This window comes from Microvirga arvi, assembly GCF_016892765.1.
GTDB classification, from domain to species: domain Bacteria; phylum Pseudomonadota; class Alphaproteobacteria; order Rhizobiales; family Beijerinckiaceae; genus Microvirga; species Microvirga arvi.
Genome location: NZ_JAFEMD010000014.1, coordinates 26,266 through 52,301, shown reverse-complemented (window position 1 = coordinate 52,301; position 26,036 = coordinate 26,266). Strand labels below are relative to the sequence as shown.

Genomic DNA, 26,036 nt, shown 5'->3' with positions numbered 1-26,036 from the left:
GAATGCCGAATAGAATGGGACTGGCGGAGGCCTTCTACGCCAGTCCCAAGGTCATCGCAATTAGCGGACAACCCAGCCTTCCTGCTCAAAGACCTTGCGGTTCTTGGAATCGTCCGAGGCGATGAAGCTCTTCAGTTCCTCACCGGCCAGAAAGCGGTTGGTCTGGGATGTACGTTCGATGTATTCCTTCCACTCCGGCGTCTCACTTACCTTCTTGAGCACATCGGCGTAGAACGCCACAGTCTCGGGGGAAACGCCACCTGGCAGCCATACGGTGCGCGGCATCTGGAACTGATCAACCGGAACGCCTGCCTCCTTGCAGGTTGGGATATCCGACCAGCCCATGGTCGCCGTGACCTTCGGCCCCTCCTGCAGACGGGTCGGACTGAAAACGCAGAGCGGCTTGATCGCTCCAGCCTTCCACTGACCGGCATTCTCATTCGGATTGTTCGTGTTGGAGTCGATGTGTCCGCCGGCGAGCTGCACGCCGGCCGCACCGCCGCCTTGGAACGGAACGTAGATGAACTTGGCGCCCGTGGCATCCTGGATCAAGCTCGTGAGGGTCTGATCCGTATCCTTAGACTGGCTTCCGCCCATCTTGAAGGTGTCGGGCTTCGCCTTCACAGCCTCGATGTAGCTCTTGGCGTCTTGGTAGGGTGCATCCGCCTTCACCCAGAGCAGGAACTCGTCGAGGGCCATGGCGGCGACGGGGGTCAACTCATCAGGCTTGTAGGCGAGCTTTGCCACATATGGCAGGAGGTAGGCGTTGTTCGTTCCGAACGTCAGCTTGTGGGAATCGCCAGCAGCGACCTTCGTATAGATAAAGCCCTCTGCCCCACTGCCACCACCCTTGTTGGTGACGACGACCGACTGTTCCATCAGCTTGTGCTTGGCGATGATCGACTGCACCATGCGTGCGAAATTGTCGGTACCACCGCCAGGGCTTGACGTAACGACAAACTCGACAGGCTTGGTCGGCTTCCAATCAGCCTGCGCTATTCCTCCAAATGAAATAGCAACTGCAGTGGCTACCAACCATGAGGTCTTCTTCAACATCGTACTTCCTCCCTTTGGGTGTTTCCTGCCGATGGCGTCGGCTTCAGAATGGTGTGTCTAGGAACAGGCGACTGACAGGCGAGGCTCTTCAACCCCCGATCGACGGGCGCGCACCTCTGCGCCCATACGAATGGCAAGGGACAGGGCCTCGCGGCTGGCGCCGAGATTGGCAATGCCACGACCGGCGATCTCGTAAGCCGTGCCATGGGCAGGCGTGCAGATCGGGAATGGGAAGCCGCCGATGAGTGTAACACCACGGTCGAAGCCCATCAGCTTCATCGCGATCTGCCCCTGGTCGTGATACATAGTCAGAACGGCATCGAAGTCGCCGTTCTTGGCGCGCAGGAAGACTGTGTCCGACGGAAACGGGCCTTCCACTGCAAATCCCCGCGCCAACGCCTGACGAACTGCTGGCTCGATGACATCAATCTCCTCGCTGCCGAAGTTGCCCCCGTCGCCGGCATGGGGGTTGAGTCCTGCGACAGCAATACGAGGAGGATTGAAACCGGCGGCGCGCATGCATTGATCCGCCAAGGTCAGCGATCTCAGGATCGATTGTTCAGAAATGGCGGAGGCTACCTGCGATAAGGGGATGTGCGAGGTCACGCGGGCATTCCAGAGCTTACCCAGAACATTGAACTCGCTCGCCGCGGTTGATGTCTTGAGAACGTCGCGCACGAAGCGAATTTCGTCGTCATATCCCTCATAGGCAAGGCGCATGGCCTTCTTATTGAAGGGCGTAAAGAAAACAGCATCCGCGCGGCCCGACTGAGCCATAAGTAGGGCGCGCCGGAAGTTCTCGGTCGCATAAATCCCACCCTCTAGCGTTGCTATCGCAGGCACAACCTGATCCGGGCTGAGATTCTTGAGATCCACGAAGACTGGGCGGTCGAAGACATCGGGAATCGCGCTTTCCGACGAAACGATCTCCACATCGACGGCGACCCCGGCGACCTTCGCCCCCTGCTCCAGGACCCTAAGATCGCCAAGCACGACCAGATTAGCCCCGGCCCGGAATTCATCTGCCGCAAGAAGCTTAGCCGCCAATTCAGGGCTGATGCCAGCCGGATCGCCCATGGCGAATGCAACCGTAGGCTTTTCTGAGGTGGTCGATGACAGGTGAGCGCTCACAGCAACCTCTTTTTGGACTGACGCAAGGACACTAACAGCCTTAAATGCTGTACACAAGTATTCTGTATGCAGAATTTTGATTGCGGGACTCCGTAGAAGAGTTGTATAGAGGGATCAACGGCATCCAGGATTTGTGGAAAGACGGCGAGAGGTGGGGACGAGCTATGGCACTTGAGGCCGCAGATTTGCTGATCAACGAGATCGACTCGCGCGGTCCGATTGCCCGCCCTACCCTTCATGATGCCATCGTGGCGCGCGTCCGCGACATGATCATTGAAGGCGAACTCACCCCAGGAACCCGGCTCCACGAAGGTAACTTGGGTAAGATTCTCGGAGTCTCCCGAACGCCCTTGCGGGAAGCGCTCAAGTTCCTCGCCAGCGAAGGCTTGGTAGAACTATCACCCGGCAAAGGCGCAGTGGTGCGCAAGTTCACTGAGAAAGACGTTCATGACAGCCTGATCGTACTCGGAAGCCTCGAGGGTCTCGCCGGACGGCTCGCCTGCGCCAATGCTACTGACGCCGAGATCCACGAGGTGAGGCAGTTGCATGACCGCATGATGGATATGTATGGGAAACGCGACCGCCTTCCCTACTTCAAGCTGAACCAGAGCATTCACTCGGCCATTCTCCGCCTCTCCAAGAACGAAGCGTTGGTTTCCGTTCATGGGGTTCTCCAAGCTCGGCTGAAGCGGATCCGTTACATCGGCAATGAGGGGCCGGAAAAGTGGGCCGGCGCCGTGGCCGATCATGAAGAGATCATCAGCGCCTTGGAAGCCCGTGATGCCGAGCGCCTGTCCAAGGTGCTGACTGCTCATATGGAGCAAACCTGGGAGCGTGTCAGGCACGCCATTTGAACTAGCGTTACCGGCGCCTCCTGAAGCTTCTTCCCATTCTCCTTGACACCCAAGGTCGCCAACATGAGCCATGAGAGCGAGCTTCGCGAGATGATCTGCAGGTTTGGCCGCTCCTTGTTCGAGCGGGGCCTGACGGCCGGATCATCCGGCAACATCTCCGTCAGGCTGAGCGATGGAGGTTGGTTGACGACTCCTACCAACAGTTCGCTTGGATTCCTCGACCCGGGGCGCCTGAGCAAGCTCGATGAAGACGGCCGCCTCCTGTCGGGGGACGCACCAACAAAGGAGTTGCCCCTTCACTCGGCTCTCTATGCAACCCGCAAGGATGCTGGCGCGATCGTTCATCTGCACTCCACGCACTCAGTCGCAGTCTCAATGCTGCCGGACATTGATCCTGCCAACGTCCTCCCGCCCATGACGGCCTATTATGTCATGCGCGTCGGCCGGACGGCTCTCGTTCCTTACTACAGGCCGGGCGATCCCGCCGTCACCGATGCGATCCGAGGGCTCGCGGGACGTTACAGTTCGGTTCTTCTCGCCAACCATGGCCCCGTGGTAGCTGGCAAGGATCTGGAAGCTGCTGTCTATGCAACTGAGGAATTGGAAGAGACCGCGAAGCTGCGGCTTCTGCTGCACGGTCTCAACCCTCGATTGCTAAGCCGAGCGCAGGTCCGGGATCTCGTCACCCACTTCGACTTGGACGGGGCCATCCTGGACGAGTCGCCTGGTAATGCCGAGGAATGCTGCACCACTCCTCATCACCATTCACACAAATGCGGATGAATCCATGCCTCGTTTCTCGGCCAATCTGGGTTTTCTGTTCACCGAGCATTCCGATGTCGATCGGGTTGCCGCTGCCGCAGCAGCAGGTTTCAAAGCTGTTGAGATGCACTGGCCCTATCATGTACCCGCTGCGGAGATGCACAGGGTCTTGGTGCGCAGCCAGATGACAATGCTTGGATTAAACACCCCCATCGGCAATGCTGCCGCAGGTGACTTCGGACTGGGAGCATTGCCAGGGCGCGAAACCGAATTCCATCAAGTTCTTGACCAGGCCGTGTCCTATGGCAGCGCCATCGGTGCGACGGCCGTTCACTGCATGGCAGGCGTAGTACCCGCGGATGCTGTCGCAACCGCCGAGCGCACATTCATAGCAAACCTGCGGGCGGCGGCAGATAAGGCTGCCCAGGCCGGAATGACAATCCTGATCGAGCCGATCAATCATCGCGACCGGCCCGGCTATTTCCTCCACTCAGTCGAGCAGGCAGCATCAGTTATCGCGCAGGTGGAGCGCCGTAACGTGAAGATCATGTTCGACTGCTACCACACGCAGATCATGCAGGGTGATCTGACGAGAAGGCTCAAGGAGTATCTTGGCCTGATCGGCCATGTGCAGATCGCTGCGGTCCCGAGCAGGGCTGAACCTGACGAGGGTGAGATCGACTATCGCGAAATCTGCCGAACGCTCGACAAGCTCGGTTATGACGGCTGGATAGGGGCTGAGTACAAGCCTCGCGGCCGCACTGAAGACGGACTCGGTTGGCTCTCCACGTGGAGCCGGAACCAATTCCCCTCAAGCTCGCGCGGAGATGCAGCATGAAGCTCGGATGCGTCGCGGATGACCTGACGGGCGCCACGGATCTCGCTCTCATGCTGGCTCGCGAAGGATTAAGGACGATACAGACGATAGGCGTGCCGCACGCTGGGCTCGATCTCTCCGGGGCAGATGCCGTCGTTGTAGCCCTGAAATCCAGAACCATCCCTCCGCAGCAGGCTATCGTTCAATCGCTCGCTGCGGCGAAGTCGCTCAAAAACGCCGGCGCCAGAAATCTGTTCTTCAAATATTGCTCCACCTTCGATTCCACGGATGAAGGAAATATCGGTCCCGTGACGGAGGCGCTTCTCGCCTTCACCGGCAGCGCTCTCACCCTCGCCTGCCCTGCCTTTCCAGCCAATGGTCGTACAGTTTACAAGGGACATCTGTTCGTGAATGGCGTTCCCTTGCACGAAAGCAGCATGAAGGACCATCCGCTCACGCCGATGCGGGACTCCAACCTTGTCCGCGTTTTGCAACGACAGACCAAGCTCTCCGTCGGTCTCGTTGCCTTTGAGGATGTGGACGCAGGGCCCGATGCACTTCGCTCTACTTTCAAGCGAGAGGAGGCCGCAGGACACCGGATCGTGATCGTGGACGCCCTTAGCGATACGCACCTTCGAACCATTGGCCTCGCCGCTGCCGATTTCCCTTTGATCACAGGCGGATCGGGCGTCGCCATGGGTCTTCCCGCAGCCTACCGGCAGCGGGAGGCTCTCGCGATGGACATCCTGCCCGCAGGCTTCGAAGCTCCCGAAGGGCGCAGCATCATCCTAGCGGGGTCATGCTCGAACGCGACGCGGCAGCAAGTTGAAACTGCGATCAAAGCTGGCATTCCGGCACTCCGGATCGACCCTATGGATCTCGCGTCGAGGGCTATCACGGCACAAACCGCTCTTGACTGGCTGACGGCCAAGCAAAAGCAAGGACCGGTTCTGATCTATTCCACGGCAGCGCCGGAAGAAGTGCAGGCCATCCAAAGCAAGCTCGGCCGTATGAATGCCGGAGAAATCGTCGAAAACACGCTGGCGGAGATCGCGCGTTCCCTTCCCACTCTTGGCTTCACCCGCATCATCGTTGCAGGTGGCGAAACATCAGGAGCGGTCGTGAACGCACTGGAGGTTCAAGCCCTCTCGATCGGTCCCGAGATCGATCCGGGCGTACCATGGACACGGTCGCTGGGCGGCGTCGATCTCGCACTCGCGCTCAAGTCGGGCAATTTCGGCGGTCAGGATTTTTTCCTCAAGGCCTGGACCATGCTTCGGTAGGCCGAAGCACCGACCTGTAGCAACCATTACCAGCCAGGCCCATCGCATCAAGCGCTTAGGGTGGGGAGATGTATGCCATGAACTATCATGCTTATTACGCGAAAGCTGACCGCCCTGTCGAAACCTGCGTCGTCGGCACGGGCGGCTTTGGACAGAGCTTTCTAGCTCAGGCTCAGCGCGTTCCCCTGATAAGTGCCCGCATTGCGGTAGACCTCACATCTGAAGGAGCGGCATCGGGTTTGAGAGCCGCGGGCATCGAGGCTCGCAAGATCCAGGTTTGCGAAACCGTTCGGGACGCGAAGGCTGCATGGGAGCGGGGCGACTACATCGCTACCGGCGACCTTGCGCTGGTCGCGGACCTTCCGTTCGACGTCGTTGTCGAAGCGACCGGGCAACCTAGAGCTGCCGCGCATCACGCCCTGATCGCGATCGAGGCGGAAAAGCACCTCGCTCTCGTGACGAAGGAACTCGACAGCGTCGTTGGCCCGGGCCTCAAAGCTCGCGCGGCCGAGCGCGGGCGCACCGTGACGACGGTCGATGGCGACCAGCCGAGCCTGCTCATCGGTCTCGCGACCTGGGCGGAAGTCATGGGCTTCCATGTCGTCGCTGCAGGAAAGTCGAGTGAATACGACTTCGTTTTCGACCCTGCCTCCAGCCGCCTCACCAGCAATGAACGATACGCTGACAATGTTGATCTTGCAGGTCATTGGGGGCTTGGCGAGCGTAGCGTCAATGAGTTGCTTGAAGCCCGGAGCGCTGCCATAGCCGCTTTTCCGCAGCGAGCTGTGCCTGATCTGTGCGAGCTCATGGTCGTTGCCAATGCCACCGGCCTGCAGCCGGACCGGTTCGACCTTCATGCTCCCCTTGCCCGGATAAGCGAGGTTCCCACGATCTTCTCCCATCACGATGATGGCGGAATCCTCTCCGGCGACGGGCGTCTCGACGTATTTCACTGCCTGCGCAAACCTGACGAGATCAGCTTCGCAGGCGGCGTCTTCGTGGTTGTGCGATGTGACGATGCCAAAAGCTGGGAGATGCTGGCCCAGAAGGGACATATCGTCAGCCGGACAGGCGCGACCGCCATGATCTTCCTGCCGCGTCATCTGCTGGGGCTTGAGGCTGCCACCAGCATCCTCGACGCGGCCGTTCATCAGGTGTCCGGCTATGGCAACGACTATCAGCCGCGCTACGATTTGATCGCTGTGGCAACCGAGGACCTGGTGGCCGGCACGGTCCTGTCCATGGGGGGCCACCACCATACGATCTCGGGCGTCACGGCGGAATTCCGCCCGGCCGGCTCTCTCACGGCCGCGGCGCCAGTCCCATTCTACCTTGCGGCGGATTGCCGGCTGGCCAGATCGGTCCCGAAAGGTCAGGAAATTCGGATGAACGATCTTGAGTTGGATGAAAATTCCGCCCTGATGAGCCTTCGTCGCGATCAGGATACGCGTTTTTTCGGGGGGCATGCACGGGAATTGAAAGCGAGCGCGTGATCGATGGCCTTTCTCTCCCTTCTGCGCCCTGACCGCTTCACCCTCGCTCTCGTTGCGGCAGCCATCGTTGCAACGCTTCTTCCGGCAACGGGAGCAGCGGCGCCTTTGCTTGAAATGATCATCACCGGTTCGATAGCACTTCTGTTCTTTCTTCAGGGCGCCCGTCTGCCGCGAGAAGCAATCGTTCAAGGAGTTGGTCATTGGCGCCTTCATCTGATGGTATTTGCCGCGACCTTCGTCCTGTTTCCAATTCTTGGCCTCGCCACTAAAACCTATCTGCAGTCGTATCTGGCGCCCGGTATTGCACTGGGCATCCTTTATCTCTGCCTCCTCCCATCTACGATCCAGTCCTCCATCACCTTCACGTCGATAGCCGGTGGAAATGTCGCTGCCGCTGTGTGTAGCGCATCAGCTTCGAACGTCTTAGGCGTCTTTATCACTCCGCTTCTGGCGGGATTGTTGATGCAGACCCAGGGTGGCATTTCGCTCGACGCCATTGCTGAGATCGTGTTGCAGATTCTGGTCCCATTTCTCGTCGGACACCTCATGCGGTCCTGGATTGGACGATGGGTGGAAGCGCGCCGAACGTTTACAGGAATCGTGGATCGGGGTGCGATCCTTCTCGTCGTCTACTATGCTTTTGGCGAAGCTACTATCAACAACCTGTGGCTCCAGTTGGCACCGAGCGACTTGGCTCTCCTTGTGCTCGTGAACTGCTTGCTCCTGGCCATGGTGCTCGTGATCACGACAGGTGCCAGCCGGCTGTTCGGGTTCACACGACGGGATGAGATTGCTCTCGTCTTCTGTGGTTCCAAGAAAAGCCTTGGCAGTGGTGTTCCGATCGCGAGCATTCTCTTTCCAGCAAGCATGATAGGCGCCGTCATTCTGCCTCTGATGCTATTCCATCAAATTCAATTGCTGGTTTGCGCCGTTTTGGCGCGCTCCTATGCAGAGCGTAACGTCTGATAGCCTCGCTTAATAGGCGGCTATGTACGAGGCAGGTCAGCCTCTGAGGTCTCCTTTCCTCTACATGAACTATTGTAAGATAGACATGGCGCATGTTTCGCCGTGCTAGGCCAGCGCCTTCTATCGTTCGTTCAACGTTAGAACCATTTTAGCTGGACGATGCCGAGGTCTCAATCAGGTGCCTGATCCGCTGAATATAGAAGTCATAGTAGTCGTCGAGACCGAATCTGTTTCCCAGCTCGCGACAGCGAAGGATCGTCTCGAGGGCCTTCGACCATTCGCGACAGCGATATGCATCAAGCATGGTATCGTTTCGTTCCATCAGTTCTATAAAGTCTGATCCAGCGGCCACTTCGGCTCGTCCCAGAACCGTGAAGATCCGCTCCGGCACCTGCTTTCCCCGCACCTGCATATGGTCGATTTCGAGAACGGCGAACCGCTCGCGGACAGCCTTGGCAGTCTTTTCTCCAATAATGATAGCGACACCGTACTGCTTTGTCAGACTCTCCAGTCGAGATGCCAGATTGACCGTATCTCCCAGAACCGAATAGTTGAAATGTAGATCTGAGCCGAAGTTGCCGACCACACAGCTGCCTGTGTTCAGACCGATGCCGATTCTGAGTGGCGGAACAGGATGATCGCCCCAAGCCTCGCGCTGCCGCTGTTCATTGAGCTCCTGAAGGCTGTCCAGCATGGCCAGCGCGGCTTCACAGGCATTCGCCTCGTGGGAGAGATCCGTGAGCGGGGCGTTCCAAAAGGCCATGATCGCATCGCCCATATATTTGTCGATCGTCCCGTGGCGCTCCATGATGTCTTTGGTAAGCGGGGTGAAGAGCCGATTAATCAAGGTCGTCAATCCCTGCGGATCGTCCTTGTACAATTCAGCAATGGCTGTGAAACCCCGAATGTCCGAGAAGAGAACAGTCAGATTGCGCTGCTCGCCGCCAAGGACTAACTTTTCGGGTGATTGCGCCAGTTGCTCGACCAGATCGGGCGACAGATACTGGCTGAAGGCAGATCTGATGCGGTGGCGATCTGCGGAAACACTCACGTAATTCGTACAAACCAGAACCGCGTAGACGAGAAGGCTTGAGATCAGCGGGAATGTGCAGTCGATCAGAAGATTGAGAAAAACGAAACAGTACCAGGACACGCCCAAGGTCACAGCGGCGATAGTGCCGCCTAAGAAGAAAAGGCTTCCCGCGTTCATTTTGGGTGCCAATGCGATCAGAGTCAGACTCAGAAGTGTCCCGAGCATGAGCTCGAAGAATGCCGTGTAGCCCGGCCGGCTCAAGGTCGATCTCGTGAGGGCGCTCTCCAGAAGCTGAGCATGCAGTTCGACTCCGGGAAGTGCCGGATGAATCGGTGTGACTTTGAGGTCGAGAAGGCCGGCGGCGGAAGTCCCTATCAGCACCATTTTGCCTGCAATACTGTCTGCGCCAACCCTATCCTGAAGAAGATCGATGGCAGAGATATATTTGCTTAGGTCGTGTGGTGAGAAGTGGATCCAGATCCGACCTTTGCCGTCCGTCGGAATTTCGAGGTCCTGAAAGCCGACACTCCGAACGCCGCTAGCGTCCGTTTTTATGAGAATGGCACCTGATCCCGTGGCGACCCGAAGCATCTCAAGAGAAAGAGAAGGAACGATAGTTCCGTCGGCGAGCGCCACGACCGGCACGCGACGGACGGTACCGTCCTGTTCTGGGATAATCGAAAAAATGCCATTGCCTTGAGCGGCCTCGTCAAGAACAGGTAGGTTTCGCAGCAGGTGCGGAAAGTCGACCAGATACGGGCGCGGGTCAGGGCCGAGTGTGGCGATTCCATTCTGGATTATCGGGCGCGCGATAGGCGCTGCTCCCGCAACACGATAACCCGACTGTCCAAGCACCACCTTGGTCCGGCGAATGACCTCTGCGAAGATGGCGTCATTGCTTGGCAGTTGCCGAAGCGTCTCCCGGGTCGCACGATCCACCCCCTGGAAGGTTTCGACTGCAACCTCGGGCGAACTGCGATCCGGCTCTGGAAAGAGCACATCGAAGCCAATGATTGTGCCACCATGCTCGACAACCTTTGAAACAATATTGGCCATAATTGTGCGCGGCCACGGCCACTGTCCCAAAGCCCGCAGGCTCCGTTCGTCGATATCGACAATCGCCACGAGGTTCGGGCGCTCGGACCGAGGGTACATCAGTTGATAGACATCGAACGATTTGTGGCGAAGCGCTTCAATGGGGCCTGGATCCCAGGCACGCAGCGCCAGCAGGCCAACGAGAAGCAGAAGGCCCACCATACGTCCGATGCCGAAACGACGCATCTTCCGCAAGAGCGCCCTCATAGCCAATAATCCCTCGGAAAGCAGGCGCAGGGATCGTCACTCGTCAGGAGAAAGAATATTGGACCGGCCCTCAAAGCGACATCCGCTTCCGAATTCGGTGCACGAAGAGACGATGGCTTCGTTCGTCGGATCGGACAATCAAGGTTCGGATCGGACGGAAGCGAGAACCGATGCATGATGGCCTCACAGAATGAGGTCGGTTGAACGAGGCAGAGCCCCGGCAATCGTCAAATTGGTCGTCAACGCTTCTCCACTCGCGAAGGTGATTGTCGCCGACAAGGAATTCCTATCGCCTGCAAGCCGCTCGAGACCTTCCAGCGACGCGTTGAGGGTGAACCCTTCAGGTGTTCTGACGAGATCTTCGAGATCGATCTCAGGGATTTCCCGCCCATTCAGGAAGACGTTTAGATCGGCCACAACTCCATCCTCAAGGGGGGATCCGAGAACGGAAATGTCGAGTTGGTCGGGCGAGGTCAACAAGGAGGCTCCGCCCGTGTTGTCGATCATGTCAAGCTGTGTAAGCCTTGCGCCCTCGCCGACCCCGACGGCGGTAATCTTCGCCGCATAACGGCCGTTCAGGGTCGCAAGCTCGGTCTCGATCGAGCCTTGTCCACTGCCATCCGAGAGAAAGTACACGAAGTTCAGCTCGCTGCCCTCGTCCAGCCCCTCCAACCTGTCGTTGGCCGCTCGTAAGGCATCAGCGAAGTTCGTTAGCCCGCGAGAATCCAGGCCTCTCAGATAGTTCTCGATGGCCGCATCCCCCGCTTGTCCGAGACCGAACGTCGCCGCGTCTACGCCACCTTCGGCGCGATCCGTGGCATCGGTCGGGTCAGCACTCCCGTTGAAGGGGATGACCGTTACCGTCACGTCGGCTGGTGAAAATCCGAGCGCTCTGATCCGTTCAGTGAGTGCGATCAGGCTTGCGAGTTCCGCATCCAGAACTGTGTTGGCGCGGCCATCCCGGTTAAGATCGCCGATCGGCGTTCCTTCAAACTCTTCCGAAGTACTGCCCGAGATGTCGATCAGGTAGAGGATGTTCATCTGCGGTTGCAGCACCGGGCCGAGACCGATGGCCAAGTCGAGATCCGCGCTCGTTGTCGTGGTTGCCGACGGCAGATCGACGATGAGCGAAACCTCCTGCTGATTGAACCCGAGTATGCCTCTCTCCAAATCAGTCTGATGGGGCGCAGAGAACGTTCCGGTCCCTTGGACCTTTACGGTGACGGTCGTGGCATCGGTTCCTCCCTGGGCATCCGAGATCGCATAGGTGAATGATAATGTTGCCGTTTGACCCGCGCTGAGGGCGCGAAAGTCGTCTCTGGGATCGAAGACCAGATCCCCGGACGACGTCCGGAGGATGGATCCCTCGGACGGGGCGGTCCAACGAACGATCTGGAGGGCGTCGCCGTCAACGTCACGATCGTTGCTGCGCACCTCCAGGATCGTCCGCCCAATCTCCCCGACAGCGCTGATGGTGTCGCTCGCGGCAACGGGATCATCATTCACGCCGGCGATGGTCCAGGAGACCGAAGCCGGAACTTGTCTTCCGTCACTGTTCAACAGAATATAGTCGACAGTGACGGTCTCGGTCTCCCCCTTTCCCAGATGCTGATAGGCTGGATCCGAGGGATCCAGGGAGAAACTACGTGATCCATCGCGATATCTCACGCCTGGCGGCAACGACGTCGGCACGAGCACAAGGGGCAGGGTCGCGCCAGTTGGAGTGTCGGCCTCTGGCAGTGTGCCGAGCCGCGCGAGAGGCCCGTCCTCGATTGCTCTCCCTTGCATCCGCGCCGACACAGCCGCGAGAGACGGAAGGACAATATCTCGGGAAGCAACACGCTCCGGGACAAAGGGCGCGATGGCAAATTGCGACAAGTCTGGCGGATCAACCTGCTGAAACAGGTTCACTGGAATGACCGGAGTGTCCTCGGAATCGCTGCTGCCACGTCGCTGAAGAGGCTCGGGGGCAAAGAACTGGAACATATCCCGCACGAAACTACCTTCGCCGCGAAGGTCGTCCGCTGTTTTCGTCACCAACGTGATGCGCGGGTCTGCGGCGGCGACGGGCGTCAGGAGTGTTGCGGTACGAGTATCCGACACCGACGTGATCACTCGGGATGGGTCGTTCTTGTTCAGCAGGAGGAACGAGCCCACGGTTCCGTCCGGCTCCGTGAGAAGCGAGAACCGCGTGGTCCCGCTGGACGCTGCGATCTCAGTCTGGACGGCAGTTCCCCTGATTGCCATGGTGGCAACCGGTGTGTCCACCTTGAGGTCACCGGTCTTGGCGATTTTTCCCGCTATGAACCCAATGACGCCTTCGACAAGAGTGAACAGTGCCGAGTTCGCGGTCGAGTCCGCGGCGTAGACCATGTCATTCAACACCATTCGCGCATTGGATGACAGGCTGAAGACCGTTCCGTCGTTCAACTTGATTGCAACAGACGAGCTCGTCCCTGTCTGGACGACGTCGCCTTTGGCGACCAAATCGCCGAGGCGCAACTCGATCAAGACGCCATTCCGTAGAACGGTTGCCGATCCGGATACCTTCTCGACCCGCCCGATCGATGCCCGTGTTGCCACCGCAGGCGTCGCCTGCGCGTATTGCCCTGATGGGTCGGGACCTGCCAAGGCCTCGACGGTTGCACCTGAGAGGCTAGCGCCTTCGGGAGTGATGAGGCTTAAGCGCCGATCCTCCCTGAAATAGTCGAGGATGACCGCCGTCGTCTCGTGCCTCACAAGCAGGAGATCGGTCCCAGATCGCTTGAAGTCGGCGGTGAATAGAATATCCTTGTCCGGGAAGAGGATGGAAGGCTCGGTGTCAGGGTTGCCGCTCGACGCTTCGGCAGCGTCGATCCGGATGTGGAAAGTACTGGCACCTTCTCCCGATTGGTCTCCCGATTGGTACACAGCTGAACCCCTTGGGTTCGTGCGATGATAATCCTTTCTCCCGTTCCCTCCTACGAGAATGAAATCTTAGCAGTCGGAGGTACATGTCCCAATTACCCCCTTTTTGAAGCAGTCTCTTCTGAACTGCTCCTTTCAGTGTAGCCAAGCGAAAGTCCGCTCTCCTCCCGAATTTTGGATGTTCCGCTAGGGTCAGATTGTTACATAGATACCTCTCCAGGAGCCTATACACGCCCTATCGAAATTTTGTTTAGATTACATTTCCATGGAGATGGCGTGCCGCATAGGGGGTGCGCACTCCTCGCCCGAGGTGAAGGACCCATTCACATGGCCAATCGTCTGATCGCCATCCGCAATCACTTTACGAACCGCCATCCGGAGCAGCGGATCATGATAAGTGGCCGTGAATGGGGATACGTGAAAGCAGGCGATAGCGGTCCAGCGCTGCTGCTCATCCCGGGTACGCTAGGCCGCGGCGACGTCTTTTGGCAACAGATCGAGGCATTGCAAGACCGCGCACGTATCGTTGCTGTCACTTACCCGAAGAGCGGTGGTGTGCCTGAATGGGCCAGCGACATCGCAGAACTGAGCGGCAGGCTCGCTCTGGACCGATTCACCGTACTCGGCTCATCCCTTGGAGGATACTTGGCGCAATACCTCGCAGCGACGTATCCGCACCTTGTTGAAGGGCTCATCGCAGCCAACACGTTGCACAGTGTGGCAGGCGTTGCGACCCGTCCACCCTATTCCTCGGACCTTGACAGCGCACCGATAGAGGAACTCCGCGCAGGCTTCGGCCGCAACCTCGGAACTTGGCGAGAAGCTCACCCAGAGCAGGAGGAACTCGTCGATCTCCTCATGACCGAAGTCGCTGGACGAATCCCGGAGCCGGAACTGCGCGCACGGCTGAACGCGCTAAAGCGAGGGCCAGAGTTGCCGTTGCCCAATTTGCCAAGGGAACGAATTGCGACGATCGAGAGCGCCGATGACCCCCTCATTCTGCTATCAATGCGAGAGGCGGTACGTGAGCGGCTGAAGCCTTCAGTCGCCTACGTCTTCGAATGGGGCGGGCACTTCCCTTATATTGTTAGACCCGAGCTATATGTGTCTCTGTTAGAGGAACAGCTCGGATTGGCGATCACCGGCAGGGATTGGGGTACAGGAGAGCTGCGCGCGCGATGATCGCGCCCTCCGAGAATTCCTTGGCCGTTGCTGCCTTAAATTCATATATTTTTTTACACTGTGAGCAGTTTACTCACAGTGCAAAGGCTAGCACTAGCCCCGCAAACGTGATGGCTGCTCCGATCGACTTGGCGGCGTTCCTATAGCTTGAGGTCATTCGGCTCAGGATAACGCCGAAAGAATGCAGGGCTGCACTCGCTAAGGCAAAGCCCAGGATGTAAGGGAAGGCATCCGCTCCTATTGGAATCTCGATGCCATGGGCATAGCCATGGAAGACGGCAAAGAAGCCGACAAGCGTTGCCGCCGCGCTCCTCGGCCAAGGCCAGCCCAGCGCCACGACGACACCGACAGCAACAACCGACGCAGCTATTAACGCCTCGACGGCAGGGATCTGAAATCCTGCCATACCGATTGCTCCGCCAGTCATCATCATCAGCACAAAGCTTGCAGGTACCACCACAAGGGCGCTCCTGCCGAGCAATGCCGCAAAAAGGCCGGCGCCGACCATGGCGAGCATGTGATCGAACCCACCAAGGGGGTGCAGGAAGCCCGCGGCAAAACCCGAAACCGAGTGCGTCCCGGTGTGGGCCAGCGCCGGCGTTGCTGCAACTGCCAGTGCGGCAACAAAGATGGAATTTTTGAGTTGCACGATTACCCTCTTATGCAGCCGCGTCTAAGCCGCCGGCTTGTTCGATAAACTTCGCGATGGAATCCACGCCCACACCGGCGCGAATATTGCTGAAGACATACGGGCGCTGTCCACGCATGCGCTTCGTATCATCTTCCATGATGGCAAGATCGGCACCCACATGAGGCGCGAGGTCGATCTTGTTGATCACCAGAAGGTCTGAGCGGGTAATGCCTGGGCCGCCCTTACGTGGGATCTTCTCGCCCCCGGCAACATCGATGACGTAGATCGTCAGATCCGCAAGTTCGGGCGAGAAGGTCGCGGACAGATTGTCCCCGCCGGACTCCACCAGCACGATGTCGAGTGACGGAAAGCGTTTGCGCATGGTTGCAATAGCGGCAAGGTTGATGGAAGCATCCTCGCGAATGGCCGTATGCGGGCATCCGCCCGTCTCGACACCCATGATGCGCTCCACCGGCAGGGCTCCGGCGACAGTGAGGAGGCGGGCATCCTCCTTGGTGTAGATGTCGTTGGTGATGGCGCAGATGTCGTAGCGGCCATGAAATATCTTGCAGAGTGCCTCCATCAGGGCAGTCTTGCCTGAACCGACCGGCCCGCCGATGCCGACGCGAAGAGGTCCTGTGTGGGAGGTCATGAGCGAAATAGCCTCGTGTACTGGTTTTCATGGTGAAAGGAACCGAGATCAGCCCGGAAGGTCGCTGCGCCGATATCGTCGAGCGATAAGCTGATGGCTTCCCGTGAGACGTCTTGCGCGGTCACAGCCAAGACGGCGCAGACACGGATGCCGGCCGTCTGCCCGATCGGCGCAAGGCGGATAGCTGCCGAGACGAGCGTCTGCACGAGCCCGAAAAGATAAGCGCTTGAGGTCAGCGGCAGAGGAACGCCATGCGCCGCAGCCGCCATGCCGATAGCAATTGGAAACGCCACTTCGCCCTCTAACCAGAGCAGCCCCGGCGCAGGCCACGCGGCCAGAGTCGCATCGAGGAAGCTGCGCCCCTGCTGGCTCGTCTCGAGGTACAATTCCGCGGATGGGGAGAGTGCCAGGGCCAATTCGTTGACGTCACATAGGGTGGCTTCATCGCCTACCGCTGACGCTTGATAGGCATGGCTCATCAGTATCGCATCGTTGCGGCCAAAACCAAGCGTCATCTGATCGGTCAGCCACGCAATGAGCGTTTCCTCATTCATCACGTCGCCTGCCTCGACCGCCCATTCCAGCGTGTGAGAATAGGCATAGCAACCGACGGGATAGGAGGGGGACAACCACGCCAAGAGCGGCAGGATGCTCTGTCCCTTTTGACCTGCTTGAAGGAAGGCCTCATCCATGACCGTGTCCATGGCTAGGATGGCCTGAATGCTCGCTGTGCTCGTGGTGGTAGGCTCCACGCACAGGGCATAACGCGCGCTCGACAACTTCGGTCTTGGCTCCCAAGCCTTGGAGCATGTCGAGCAGCACATGGTCGTAGGCGATGTAGATGGCAGACCTCGTGATTTCAGCGGGAACATGCCGGTTGCCGATGTGCCAAGCTAAGGTGAGGAGATCGAGGGGATCCTCCGTTGATACCTCGATGAGCTTCTCTTTCGCCGCCTTCACCCCGACTAACCAGCCGCTTTCAAGGCGGATAGCGTCCCCGTCCTCCAGCACATCGGCCTTGTCGAGGTCGAGCAGGAAAGCGGTGCCTCCATCGGCGTTCAGCATGATCCGGCGGCGGTGACGGTCGCCGTGATCGAGGGTGATGATATCGATGATGCGGTCCTGATCGACGGCATTGCGGCGGATGATGGATGTGGCTCGGATCATGTTCAGAACAGGAAGTAGCGTTGAGCCATGGGGAGGACCTTGGCCGGTTCGCAGACCAGCAATTCGCCGTCGGCGCGAACGTCATAGGTCTCGGGATCTACCTCAATGACAGGCGTGGCACCGTTCAGCACCATGTCCTTTTTGCCGATGCCGCCGCGTACGTTCTCGACGGCGACCAGCTGTTTCTGAACTCCGAGCTTCCCGGCAAGGCCGTTTTCAAGGGCAGCTTTTGACACAAATGTCAGGGAGGTTGTCACGAGCGCCCGGCCATAGGCTCCGAACATTGGCCGGTAATGTACTGGCTGCGGGGTCGGGATCGACGCGTTCGGATCACCCATGAGCGCCGCCGCGATGGCTCCGCCCTTGATGATGAGATCGGGCTTCACCCCGAAGAAAGCCGGCGTCCAGACCACGAGGTCGGCAAGCTTTCCGGTCTCGACGGAGCCGATATGCCGGGACACGCCATGGGCGATGGCGGGATTGATCGTGTATTTCGCCACATACCGTCGCGCGCGCAGGTTGTCGTTGTCACCGGTTTCGCTAGGCAGCGGCCCGCGCTGCACCTTCATCTTATGCGCCGTCTGCCAGGTGCGGATGATGACCTCGCCCACGCGACCCATGGCTTGGCTGTCGGAGGACATCATCGAGAGCGCGCCGATATCGTGGAGGATATCCTCAGCCGCTATTGTCTCCTTGCGGATGCGGCTCTCGGCGAAGGCCAGATCCTCAGGGATCGACGGGTCGAGATGGTGGCAGACCATGAGCATGTCGAGATGCTCGTCAATGGTGTTCACCGTATAAGGCCGCGTCGGATTGGTGGAGGACGGCAGCACATTGGGAAGGCCCGCAACCTTGATGATGTCCGGCGCGTGGCCGCCACCTGCCCCTTCCGTATGAAAGGCATGGATCGTGCGACCCTTGAAGGCTGCAATCGTATCTTCGACGAAACCGGATTCGTTGAGGGTGTCGGTATGGATCATCACCTGCACGTCGTAGGCATCAGCCACCGAGAGGCAGCAATCGATAGCCGCAGGGGTGGTGCCCCAATCCTCGTGCAGCTTGAGGGCGCAGGCTCCCGCCTGGATCATCTCTTCCAGAGCACCGGGCTGCGAGGCGTTGCCCTTGCCTGTAAAGGCGAGATTCATGGGAAAACCGTCTGCTGCCTCGATCATGCGGGCAATATGCCAAGGCCCCGGCGTGCAGGTGGTGGCGAAGGTACCGGTCGCAGGACCTGTTCCGCCGCCAAGCATTGTAGTGATGCCGGACATCAGCGCCTCTTCGATCTGCTGCGGGCAGATGAAGTGGATATGAGAGTCGAAGCCGCCGGCTGTGACGATCTTGCCCTCCCCGGCAATGATCTCCGTACCCGGCCCGATGATGATATCGACATGAGGCTGTACATCCGGGTTTCCGGCCTTGCCTATGGCAGCGATCCGTCCGCCCCTGATGCCGATATCGGCCTTCACGATGCCAGAATGGTCAAGAATGACCGCATTCGTGATCACGGTATCGACTGCCCCCCCGGCACGGGTCACCTGACTCTGTCCCATTCCATCACGAATGACCTTGCCGCCGCCGAACTTCACCTCCTCCCCATACGTCGTGAAGTCCTTCTCGACCTCGATCACGAGGGAAGTGTCGGCGAGCCTGATCCTGTCCCCTTTGGTGGGGCCGAACATGTCGGCATAGGCCGCGCGCGGGAGCGAGGCAGGCTTCCTTCCATTCGTCATCAGAGGGCCCCCATTACGGTTTGGCGAAAACCGTAGACTTCGCGCTTGCCCGACAAGGGAACCAGAACGACCTCGCGGGTGGAGCCCGGCTCGAACCGCACCGCCGTTCCGGGCGCGATATCAAGTCGCATGCCGCGTGCCTTCTCGCGCTCAAACGACAGGGCCGGATTGGTCTCGAAGAAGTGATAATGGCTCCCGACCTGGATCGGGCGGTCGCCGGTGTTCGCCACCGTCAGCACGGTTCGGTCCGCACCTTCATTGAAAACGATCTCTCCATCCTGCGTCACGACCTCGCCGGGCACATCCTCGGAAGCAGCGCCCCGGATCGGGTGATGCACGGTCACGAGCTTGGTGCCATCGGGGAACGTGGCCTCGACCTGAATGTCGTGAATCATCTCGGCCACACCCTCCATCACCTGTTCGGCGTTGACGACATGCGCGCCCGCCTCCATCAACTCGGCCACGGAGCGCCCATCGCGGGCGCCCTCCACCACCGTGTCGGTGATGAGAGCAATTGCCTCCGGATGGTTGAGCTTCACGCCGCGCTCCAAGCGGCGGCGGGCCACCATGGCGGCCATGGCGATGAGGAGCTTGTCTTTTTCACGAGGAGTGAGGTGCATTCTTAAACCTTAGCTGAGCCAGACGCGAGGCAGGGGCTCGTCACGAAAGGTGAGGAGGAAGGGGCAGATGGCGGCACGCAGCGCCTCAATGGTGACAGCGCAGAACCGCACGGCGAGAAGGCCGTTCCAAGCGCTCGCCGCAGCATCACAGCCAATTCCGGAGGACAGCTGCTCGCGTATGTCTTCCAGGCGAGCCTCGGCATCCGGGGCCACATGAATCAAGGTCGCGAGGGCACGTGCACCGTTTCCCACGCTCGGCTTCTGCAGCAGGTCGGCGATCGGCCCGTCGAGCCGCAACGTGTCCGCGTAGACGAGGCGCGACCCTCGGCGGATGCGCCAGCGGTCGATGAAGAGGCCGTCCGCCATGCGCTCCGCCCTTGCCTCCCGCCCGAAGACGACCGCCTCGAGCAAAGTCAGGCGCGCGTCCTCGGCGATGTCCGCCTCAAGCTGCCGATCGAGCCTCGCGCTGTCGAACAGGATCGTCTCCTGCGGGAGCCAATCGAGCCGGGCTCCTGCCCCTGCGTGGAGCTTCACCGACATCCTGGAGACTGGCCCGTCCGAGCGATAGACCTTTTCCGCAGCTGGCGTCGCGACTGTCACCGAAGCATCGGCCTGAGCCTCGATTTCCACGGTAAACTGGTCCCCGCAGGCGATGCCGCCTGCGGTGTTGACGAGAACCGCGTCGAGCCCGGCGCCCTCTCCTTTCGGGAGGCGGATGCGCATGGAGCCGCTTTCCTCGATGCGCATTGGCCGGGTCCGCCTATGGAGAGAGGCTGCGGCGAATGAAACACGACCGACGGCCCGCTGACGCAGCGCGGGTACGCCGTCAAATGGCGAGGCGCTGACGAACATCATCCCCCTCCAGCGCTGCTCGATCACCATGCTGAACGATCTCGCCGCGTTCCATGACCACGAAACGATCCGCCAGATCGCGGGCGAAGTCGAAGTACTGTTCGACGAGCAGGATCGCCATGTCTCTTCGCTCGCGCAGGTAAGAGATCGCGCGTCCGATATCCTTGATGATCGAGGGCTGGATGCCTTCAGTCGGCTCATCGAGCACGAGGAGACGCGGACGCATCACCAGCGCGCGACCAATAGCGAGCTGCTGCTGCTGCCCACCTGAGAGATCTCCGCCGCGCCGCGCCAACATGGTCTTGAGCACCGGAAAAAGCTCGAACACCTCCTCAGGAATCTGCCGCGCTCCGCGCTTTAAGGGTGCGAAGCCGGTTTCGAGGTTCTCCTTCACGGTCAGGAGCGGAAAGATTTCCCGTCCTTGAGGCACATAGGCAATTCCCCGCGCCGCACGCTCGAACGGTTTCAGGCGTGCGATGTCCTGGCCATCGAAGACGATGCTGCCGCCCGAAATCGGCCGGTGGCCCGCAATGGCGCGCAGGAGCGATGTCTTGCCCACGCCGTTGCGGCCGAGGACACACGTTACCTCCCCCACGGCGGCCGTAACGGTAACGCTGCGCAGGGCCTGGGCTGCGCTGTAATGGAGAGACAGGTTTTCGACTGCAAGCATTGTCATCGGCCTAGGTAAACCTCAACCACGCGCTCGTTTGCGCTCACCACATCGAGCGATCCTTCCGCGAGCATGGAACCCTCATGCAGACATGTGACCTTCACGCCGAGGTCACGAACGAAGGTCATGTCGTGCTCCACCACGATCACGGCCTTCGTCTTGGCGATCTCGCGCAGGAGGTCGGCAGTGTCTGCGGTTTCCTGGTCCGTCATCCCGGCTGCAGGCTCGTCGATCAGAAGGAGTTTGGGCTCCTGCGCCAGCAGCATTCCGATCTCAAGCCACTGTTTCTGGCCATGGGACAGTTCCCCGGCTCTGCGGTGACGGTTTGGGGTGAGGCGGACCCGCTCCAACAAGGCATCGATCCTCTCTCTTTCCCGCGCCAAGCGCCGCGAGAGCAGCGCCGCGAGCGGGCTACGCGCCCCTTGCAGAGCCAGCAGGAGATTGTCTTCGACCGTATGCATCTCGAATACTGTCGGGGTCTGGAATTTACGTCCTATGCCGAGTTCTGCGATGGCCGCCTCGTCGAGAGTGGTCAGGTCGTAGGATCCTTCGAACAGCGCGGTGCCCTCGTTAGGTCGTGTCTTGCCGGTGATCACGTCCATCATGGTCGTCTTGCCTGCCCCGTTGGGGCCGATAATGGCGCGCATTTCCGCGTGATCGATGGCAAGAGAGAGAGCATTCAGCGCACGAAAGCCATCGAAGGATACGGTGACATTGTCGAGATAGAGCAGTGCTGGCGTTACCGGTGCGGTCATGGCTCACTCCGCCGCATGCGTGAGCGGTTTAGGCGACCGCGCAGCCCGCAGTTTCTGGCTGGAACGCTCCCAGAGGTCTCCTGCAGCACCGAGAATGCCGTTGGGCATGAACAGTGTGACGAAGACGAAGAGACCGCCGAGAGCGAACAACCAGAACTCCGGCAATGCGCCCGTGAACCATGTCTTGCCCGCATTGACCACCATGGCGCCCAGAATCGCTCCGACCAGAGTCCCGCGTCCGCCGACTGCCACCCAGATGACAACCTCGATGGAGCTGGCGGGAGCAAACTCGCTCGGATTGATGATGCCGACTTGCGGCACGTAAAGCGCACCCGCGACACCTGCCAGCATGGCGGAGAGGGTAAAGACCGCGAGCTTGTAGTGCTCGACGCGATAGCCGAGGAAACGCGTACGGCTCTCTGCGTCCCGCACGGCCACGAGGACCTTGCCGAACTTAGTCCCCACGACCCAACGGCACAGCAGGTAGCCGCCCGCAAGCGCCGCGACCGAGAGCACGAATAGGGCAATGCGCGTCGAGCCCGCCTGCACCGGGAAGCCGAGGATTTCCTTGAAGTCGGTCAACCCGTTGTTGCCACCCAATCCCATGTCATTGCGGAAGAAGGCCAACATCAGCGCGAATGTCATCGCTTGTGTGATGATGGAGAAATAGACCCCTGTGACCCGTGACCTGAAGGCGAACCAGCCGAAGACGAAGGCGAGACAACCCGGCACCAAAAGCACCATCAGTGCAGCAAAGGGGAACCAGTCGAAGCCCTGCCAGAACCAGGGCAAATCTTTCCAGTTCAGGAACACCATGAAATCGGGCAGGATCGGATCGGAATAGACGCCTCGCGGCCCGATCTGACGCATGAGGTACATGCCCATCGCATAGCCTCCAAGCGCGAAGAAGGCTCCGTGTCCAAGGGAGAGAATGCCGCAGAACCCCCAGATCAGATCGACCGAGAGCGCGAGCAGGGCGAAACACAAATACTTGCCGAGAAGAGGCACTATGTGATCCGGGAGATGCAGCGCCGAGCCGGGCGCGGCCAGCCCGTTCATCGCGGGCACCAGGACAGCGGCGGCTGTGAGGAACGACAGAACGAGAACGGTCTGCCTGTCGAAGAAGAACCGAGTTTTCATGCTTCGACCGCCCTGCCTCTGAGCGCGAAGAGCCCGCGCGGACGCCTTTGTATGAAGAGGATGATCGCGATGAGCAGGGCAATCTTGCCGAGGACCGCACCTGCATAGGGTTCGAGCAGCTTGTTTGCGATGCCGAGCGTCATTGAGCCGACTAGCGTGCCCCAGAGATTCCCGACACCGCCGAAAACGACAACCATGAAGCTGTCAATGATGTATCCCTGCCCAAGATTGGGACTGACATTGTCGATCTGGGAAAGCGCCACGCCGGCAATGCCCGCAACTCCTGATCCAAGCCCAAAGGCCAGGGCGTCAATGCGGTTGGTCCGGATGCCCATGGAGCCAGCCATACGCCGGTTCTGGGTGACGGCCCGCATGTAGAGCCCGAGCGAAGTGTATCGCAGCACGAGGAGCAGGATTGCAAAGACCGAGAAGGCGAAGACCACGATCGCAATGCGGTTGTACGTCAGGCTCATCGCACCGATGTCCAGCGCGCCGCTCATCCAGACTGGTGTGCTGACCTCACGGTTGGTAGGGCCGAAGATTGTGCGGACGCCCTGCTGAAGGATCAGGGAGAGACCCCAGGTCGCGAGCAGGGTTTCGAGCGGTCTGCCATAGAGGAAGCGGATGATGGTACGTTCGATGAAGATGCCGACCGCACCCGCGATCAGAAAGGCGAGCGGCAACGCGATGAACAGCGAGATTTCGAACAGCCCGGGCACATAGGTGCGGATGAGCTCCTGCACCACAAAGGTCGTATAGGCTCCCAGCATCACCATCTCGCCATGGGCCATGTTGATGACCCCCATGGTGCCGAAGGTGATGGCAAGACCGATGGCGGCGAGCAGCAGCACTGAACCGAGGGAGACACCATACCAGACATTCTGGAGGACGTTCCAGAATGCCAGCCGCGAGCGGATTCCGTCGGCCGCTTTCCGAGCGGATTCCGTGAGTTCCGGCACGCTGTCGGCAGGCAGGTTGGACAGAAGTGCCAGAGCATCCTGATCGCCTCGCACCCGCAGGGTTTCCACGGCTTCGAGACGGTCGCCCGGGGATGCATCGGCCTTGCCAACTAGAATTGCCGCGCGGGCCTGCTGAAGGGCTTGCCTCACCGTGGGATCGCTCTCCTGAGCGATGGCGTGCGCGAGGGTGGGAAGAGCCGCCGCGTCTCGGGAGCGGAAGACGGCCCGGGCCGCCTCCATGCGCGTTCCGGCATTCGTGCTGAGCAATGTCAGCCCGCCGAGTGCGGCCTCGATGGCGCGGCGGATGCGGTTGTTGACGCGGATCGGCTTAAGGTCTCGGGAGGTGGCACCATGCGGCTGTCCAGTCTCGGCATTGAGGAGATCGCCCGCTGCATCGCGGATGAACACTTGGCCCATGCCAGCCAGAAGTCTCCCGTCCTGCAATGCCTCAATAAGAGCCAGGGATAGGGGGTGCCTGCTGGCGGCGACCGCGCCGATAGCCTCTTCGGTATCAGAATAGTTCCCGGTGGTGAATTTCGGCAATGCGTCTTCGTACTCACCTGCGAGGGCAACACCTGTCATGCCGACCAGCAGCACAAAGACTCGCAGGAGAATGTATAAGCGGATCATGAAGCAAACTTTGAAAAGGAGGGGTGAGAGGGCGGCCCAGGTGACCGCCCTCGCCTGTCAGCTGATCAGGCGCCGCACTTCTTTGTGACGGTGTTGTAGTTGCCGCACTTCAAAGTCTTCCAGTCGGCGATCAGGTCCTTAGAGCCCTCAAGGTGCTTCGACCAGGCTTCGCCCGGTACGAGGCCGTCCGTCTGCCATACGGTATCGAACTGGCCGTCATCTTTGATCTCGCCGATGAGCACTGGCTTGGTGATGTGGTGGTTCGGCAGCATTTCCGAGACGCCGCCGGTGAGGTTCGGCACCTGGACGCCGATGATGGTGTCAATGACCTTGTCGGGATCCGTCGTGCCGGCTTTCTCGACCGCCTTCACCCACATGTTGAAGCCGACGACATGGGCTTCCATCGGGTCATTCGTGACGCGCTTGGCGTTCTTCGTGAAGTCCTTCCATTTCTCGATAAACGCCTTGTTCTCGGGCGTCTCGACGGACTGGAAGTAGTTCCAGGCGGCGAGATGGCCGACGAGTGGCTTCGTATCGATGCCGGCGAGTTCCTCCTCGCCTACCGAGAAGGCGACCACGGGGATGTCCGTCGCCTTGACGCCCTGGTTGGCGAGTTCCTTATAGAACGGCACGTTGGCGTCGCCATTGATCGTGGAGACAACGGCCGTCTTCTTGCCCGCCGAGCCGAATTTCTTGATATCGGCAACAATGGTCTGCCAGTCGGAATGACCGAAGGGCGTGTAGCTGATCATGATGTCCTCGGTCTTCACGCCTTTGGACTTCAGATAGGCCTCAAGGATCTTGTTGGTCGTGCGCGGATAGACGTAATCGGTACCGGCCAGGACCCAGCGCTCGACCTTCTCCTCCTTGGCGAGATAATCGACGGCCGGGATCGCTTGCTGGTTGGGCGCAGCGCCCGTGTAGAACACGTTCCGCTCGCTCTCCTCGCCCTCATACTGGACGGGGTAGAACAGGATGCTGTTCAGTTCCTTGAAAACCGGCAATACCGACTTACGCGACACGGAGGTCCAGGCGCCGAAGACGGCTGAAACCTTGTGCTGGCTTATTAGCTCACGAGCCTTCTCGGCGAAGAGCGGCCAGTTGGAGGCTGGATCGACGACAACCGCCTCAAGCTTCTTGCCGAGCAATCCGCCCTTTTTGTTCTGTTCCGCAACGAGCATCAGCATGACGTCTTTCAACGTCGTCTCGCTGATCGCCATCGTGCCCGACAACGAGTGGAGAACCCCTACCTTGATCGTTTCCTCTGCTTTTGCGGCTTGCGCCGTGGCGCTCGAAACCAGAGCCGCTGCCGTCAGCGCCATCAGGTTTCTCCGCGTCATGTTGAATATCGACATAGGTCCTTCTCCCTTGCCTGCCCTGCTTCAGGTGCAGCACGGGTCACTAAGCAAGAACCATGCCAATGGTACCGGTGGCGCAGCTGCGT

The 26,036-nt window shown here is 59.7% G+C and carries 23 protein-coding genes; 7 read left to right on the top strand and 16 right to left on the bottom strand.

The window, feature by feature from the left end; translation table 11 throughout:
- Positions 1–60: 60 nt before the first annotated feature.
- Entirely contained in the window at positions 61–1,056 is a 996-nt protein-coding gene (locus tag ILT44_RS10865; RefSeq protein ID WP_204239592.1) for a Bug family tripartite tricarboxylate transporter substrate binding protein, read from the bottom strand.
- Between the two features lie 57 nt (positions 1,057–1,113).
- Positions 1,114–2,133 carry a 4-hydroxythreonine-4-phosphate dehydrogenase PdxA gene (locus tag ILT44_RS10860; RefSeq protein WP_239468104.1) on the bottom strand — a complete coding sequence of 340 codons (1,020 nt, stop codon included), beginning with the start codon at positions 2,131–2,133 and terminating at the stop codon, positions 1,114–1,116.
- A gap of 245 nt (positions 2,134–2,378) precedes the next feature.
- Here ILT44_RS10860 and ILT44_RS10855 point away from each other — a divergent pair, with 245 nt between their 5' ends.
- The 6 genes from ILT44_RS10855 to ILT44_RS10830 all read left to right on the top strand — a co-directional run bounded on the left by ILT44_RS10855 (position 2,379) and on the right by ILT44_RS10830 (position 8,362).
- Entirely contained in the window at positions 2,379–3,041 is a 663-nt protein-coding gene (locus ILT44_RS10855; RefSeq protein WP_372441152.1) for a GntR family transcriptional regulator, read from the top strand.
- Positions 3,042–3,104: 63 nt separating this feature from the next.
- Entirely contained in the window at positions 3,105–3,824 is a 720-nt protein-coding gene (gene otnC / locus ILT44_RS10850; protein ID WP_204239589.1) for a 3-oxo-tetronate 4-phosphate decarboxylase, read from the top strand.
- 4 nt (positions 3,825–3,828) lie between these two features.
- Positions 3,829–4,641, top strand: a complete 813-nt coding sequence (locus ILT44_RS10845) for a hydroxypyruvate isomerase family protein (RefSeq protein ID WP_204239588.1) — start codon at positions 3,829–3,831, stop codon at positions 4,639–4,641.
- A complete protein-coding gene (otnK, locus tag ILT44_RS10840) occupies positions 4,638–5,903 on the top strand; it encodes a 3-oxo-tetronate kinase (RefSeq protein ID WP_204239587.1) in 1,266 nt (421 codons plus the stop codon). The genes ILT44_RS10845 and otnK overlap by 4 nt, the downstream gene beginning before the upstream one ends.
- Before the next feature lie 77 nt (positions 5,904–5,980).
- Entirely contained in the window at positions 5,981–7,396 is a 1,416-nt protein-coding gene (locus ILT44_RS10835) for an NAD(P)H-dependent oxidoreductase (protein WP_204239586.1), read from the top strand.
- Positions 7,397–7,399: 3 nt separating this feature from the next.
- The gene (locus ILT44_RS10830; RefSeq protein ID WP_204239585.1) at positions 7,400–8,362 is read left to right on the top strand and encodes a bile acid:sodium symporter family protein; all 963 of its coding nucleotides are present in this window, start codon (positions 7,400–7,402) and stop codon (positions 8,360–8,362) included.
- Positions 8,363–8,510: 148 nt separating this feature from the next.
- Here the strand turns inward: ILT44_RS10830 and ILT44_RS10825 are convergent, their stop codons facing one another.
- Together ILT44_RS10825 and ILT44_RS10820 are read right to left on the bottom strand one after the other, a co-directional pair.
- The gene (locus ILT44_RS10825) at positions 8,511–10,676 is read right to left on the bottom strand and encodes a CHASE2 domain-containing protein (protein WP_239468103.1); all 2,166 of its coding nucleotides are present in this window, start codon (positions 10,674–10,676) and stop codon (positions 8,511–8,513) included.
- Positions 10,677–10,880: 204 nt separating this feature from the next.
- Positions 10,881–13,607, bottom strand: a complete 2,727-nt coding sequence (locus ILT44_RS10820) for a cadherin-like domain-containing protein (protein WP_204239583.1) — start codon at positions 13,605–13,607, stop codon at positions 10,881–10,883.
- A 324-nt stretch (positions 13,608–13,931) separates the two neighbouring features.
- Between ILT44_RS10820 and ILT44_RS10815 the strand changes: the two genes are divergently transcribed.
- Positions 13,932–14,786: an alpha/beta fold hydrolase gene (locus tag ILT44_RS10815; RefSeq protein ID WP_204239582.1), complete on the top strand. Its 855-nt coding sequence runs from the start codon at positions 13,932–13,934 to the stop codon at positions 14,784–14,786.
- A 73-nt stretch (positions 14,787–14,859) separates the two neighbouring features.
- Here ILT44_RS10815 and ILT44_RS10810 read toward each other — a convergent pair whose 3' ends face one another.
- The 12 genes from ILT44_RS10810 to urtA form a co-directional block, all read right to left on the bottom strand.
- Positions 14,860–15,435, bottom strand: coding sequence for a HupE/UreJ family protein (locus tag ILT44_RS10810; RefSeq protein WP_204239581.1), 576 nt, complete (start codon positions 15,433–15,435; stop codon positions 14,860–14,862).
- 10 nt (positions 15,436–15,445) lie between these two features.
- On the bottom strand, positions 15,446–16,069 hold the full coding sequence (ureG, locus tag ILT44_RS10805; protein ID WP_204239580.1) for an urease accessory protein UreG: 624 nt from the start codon (positions 16,067–16,069) through the stop codon (positions 15,446–15,448).
- Positions 16,066–16,761: an urease accessory protein UreF gene (locus ILT44_RS10800; protein ID WP_204239579.1), complete on the bottom strand. Its 696-nt coding sequence runs from the start codon at positions 16,759–16,761 to the stop codon at positions 16,066–16,068. Before ILT44_RS10800 ends, ureG begins: the two co-directional genes overlap by 4 nt.
- A complete protein-coding gene (locus ILT44_RS10795) occupies positions 16,754–17,236 on the bottom strand; it encodes an urease accessory protein UreE (protein ID WP_204239578.1) in 483 nt (160 codons plus the stop codon). The genes ILT44_RS10800 and ILT44_RS10795 overlap by 8 nt, the downstream gene beginning before the upstream one ends.
- A gap of 2 nt (positions 17,237–17,238) precedes the next feature.
- Entirely contained in the window at positions 17,239–18,966 is a 1,728-nt protein-coding gene (gene ureC / locus ILT44_RS10790) for an urease subunit alpha (protein ID WP_204239577.1), read from the bottom strand.
- Positions 18,966–19,586 (bottom strand): urease subunit gamma, encoded by a 621-nt coding sequence (locus ILT44_RS10785; RefSeq protein WP_204239576.1) that lies wholly within the window; start codon positions 19,584–19,586, stop codon positions 18,966–18,968. Before ILT44_RS10785 ends, ureC begins: the two co-directional genes overlap by 1 nt.
- Before the next feature lie 9 nt (positions 19,587–19,595).
- Entirely contained in the window at positions 19,596–20,438 is an 843-nt protein-coding gene (locus ILT44_RS10780) for an urease accessory protein UreD (RefSeq protein WP_504739439.1), read from the bottom strand.
- A complete protein-coding gene (gene urtE, locus ILT44_RS10775) occupies positions 20,413–21,108 on the bottom strand; it encodes an urea ABC transporter ATP-binding subunit UrtE (RefSeq protein WP_204239574.1) in 696 nt (231 codons plus the stop codon). Before urtE ends, ILT44_RS10780 begins: the two co-directional genes overlap by 26 nt.
- A 2-nt stretch (positions 21,109–21,110) precedes the next feature.
- Complete coding sequence (gene urtD / locus ILT44_RS10770) at positions 21,111–21,863, bottom strand: urea ABC transporter ATP-binding protein UrtD (protein ID WP_204239573.1); 753 nt, start codon at positions 21,861–21,863, stop codon at positions 21,111–21,113.
- Between the two features lie 3 nt (positions 21,864–21,866).
- Positions 21,867–23,003, bottom strand: coding sequence for an urea ABC transporter permease subunit UrtC (urtC, locus tag ILT44_RS10765; RefSeq protein ID WP_204239572.1), 1,137 nt, complete (start codon positions 23,001–23,003; stop codon positions 21,867–21,869).
- Positions 23,000–24,592, bottom strand: a complete 1,593-nt coding sequence (urtB, locus tag ILT44_RS10760; RefSeq protein WP_204239571.1) for an urea ABC transporter permease subunit UrtB — start codon at positions 24,590–24,592, stop codon at positions 23,000–23,002. Before urtB ends, urtC begins: the two co-directional genes overlap by 4 nt.
- Positions 24,593–24,657: 65 nt before the next feature.
- Entirely contained in the window at positions 24,658–25,914 is a 1,257-nt protein-coding gene (gene urtA / locus ILT44_RS10755; RefSeq protein WP_239468098.1) for an urea ABC transporter substrate-binding protein, read from the bottom strand.
- Positions 25,915–26,036: the final 122 nt, after the last annotated feature.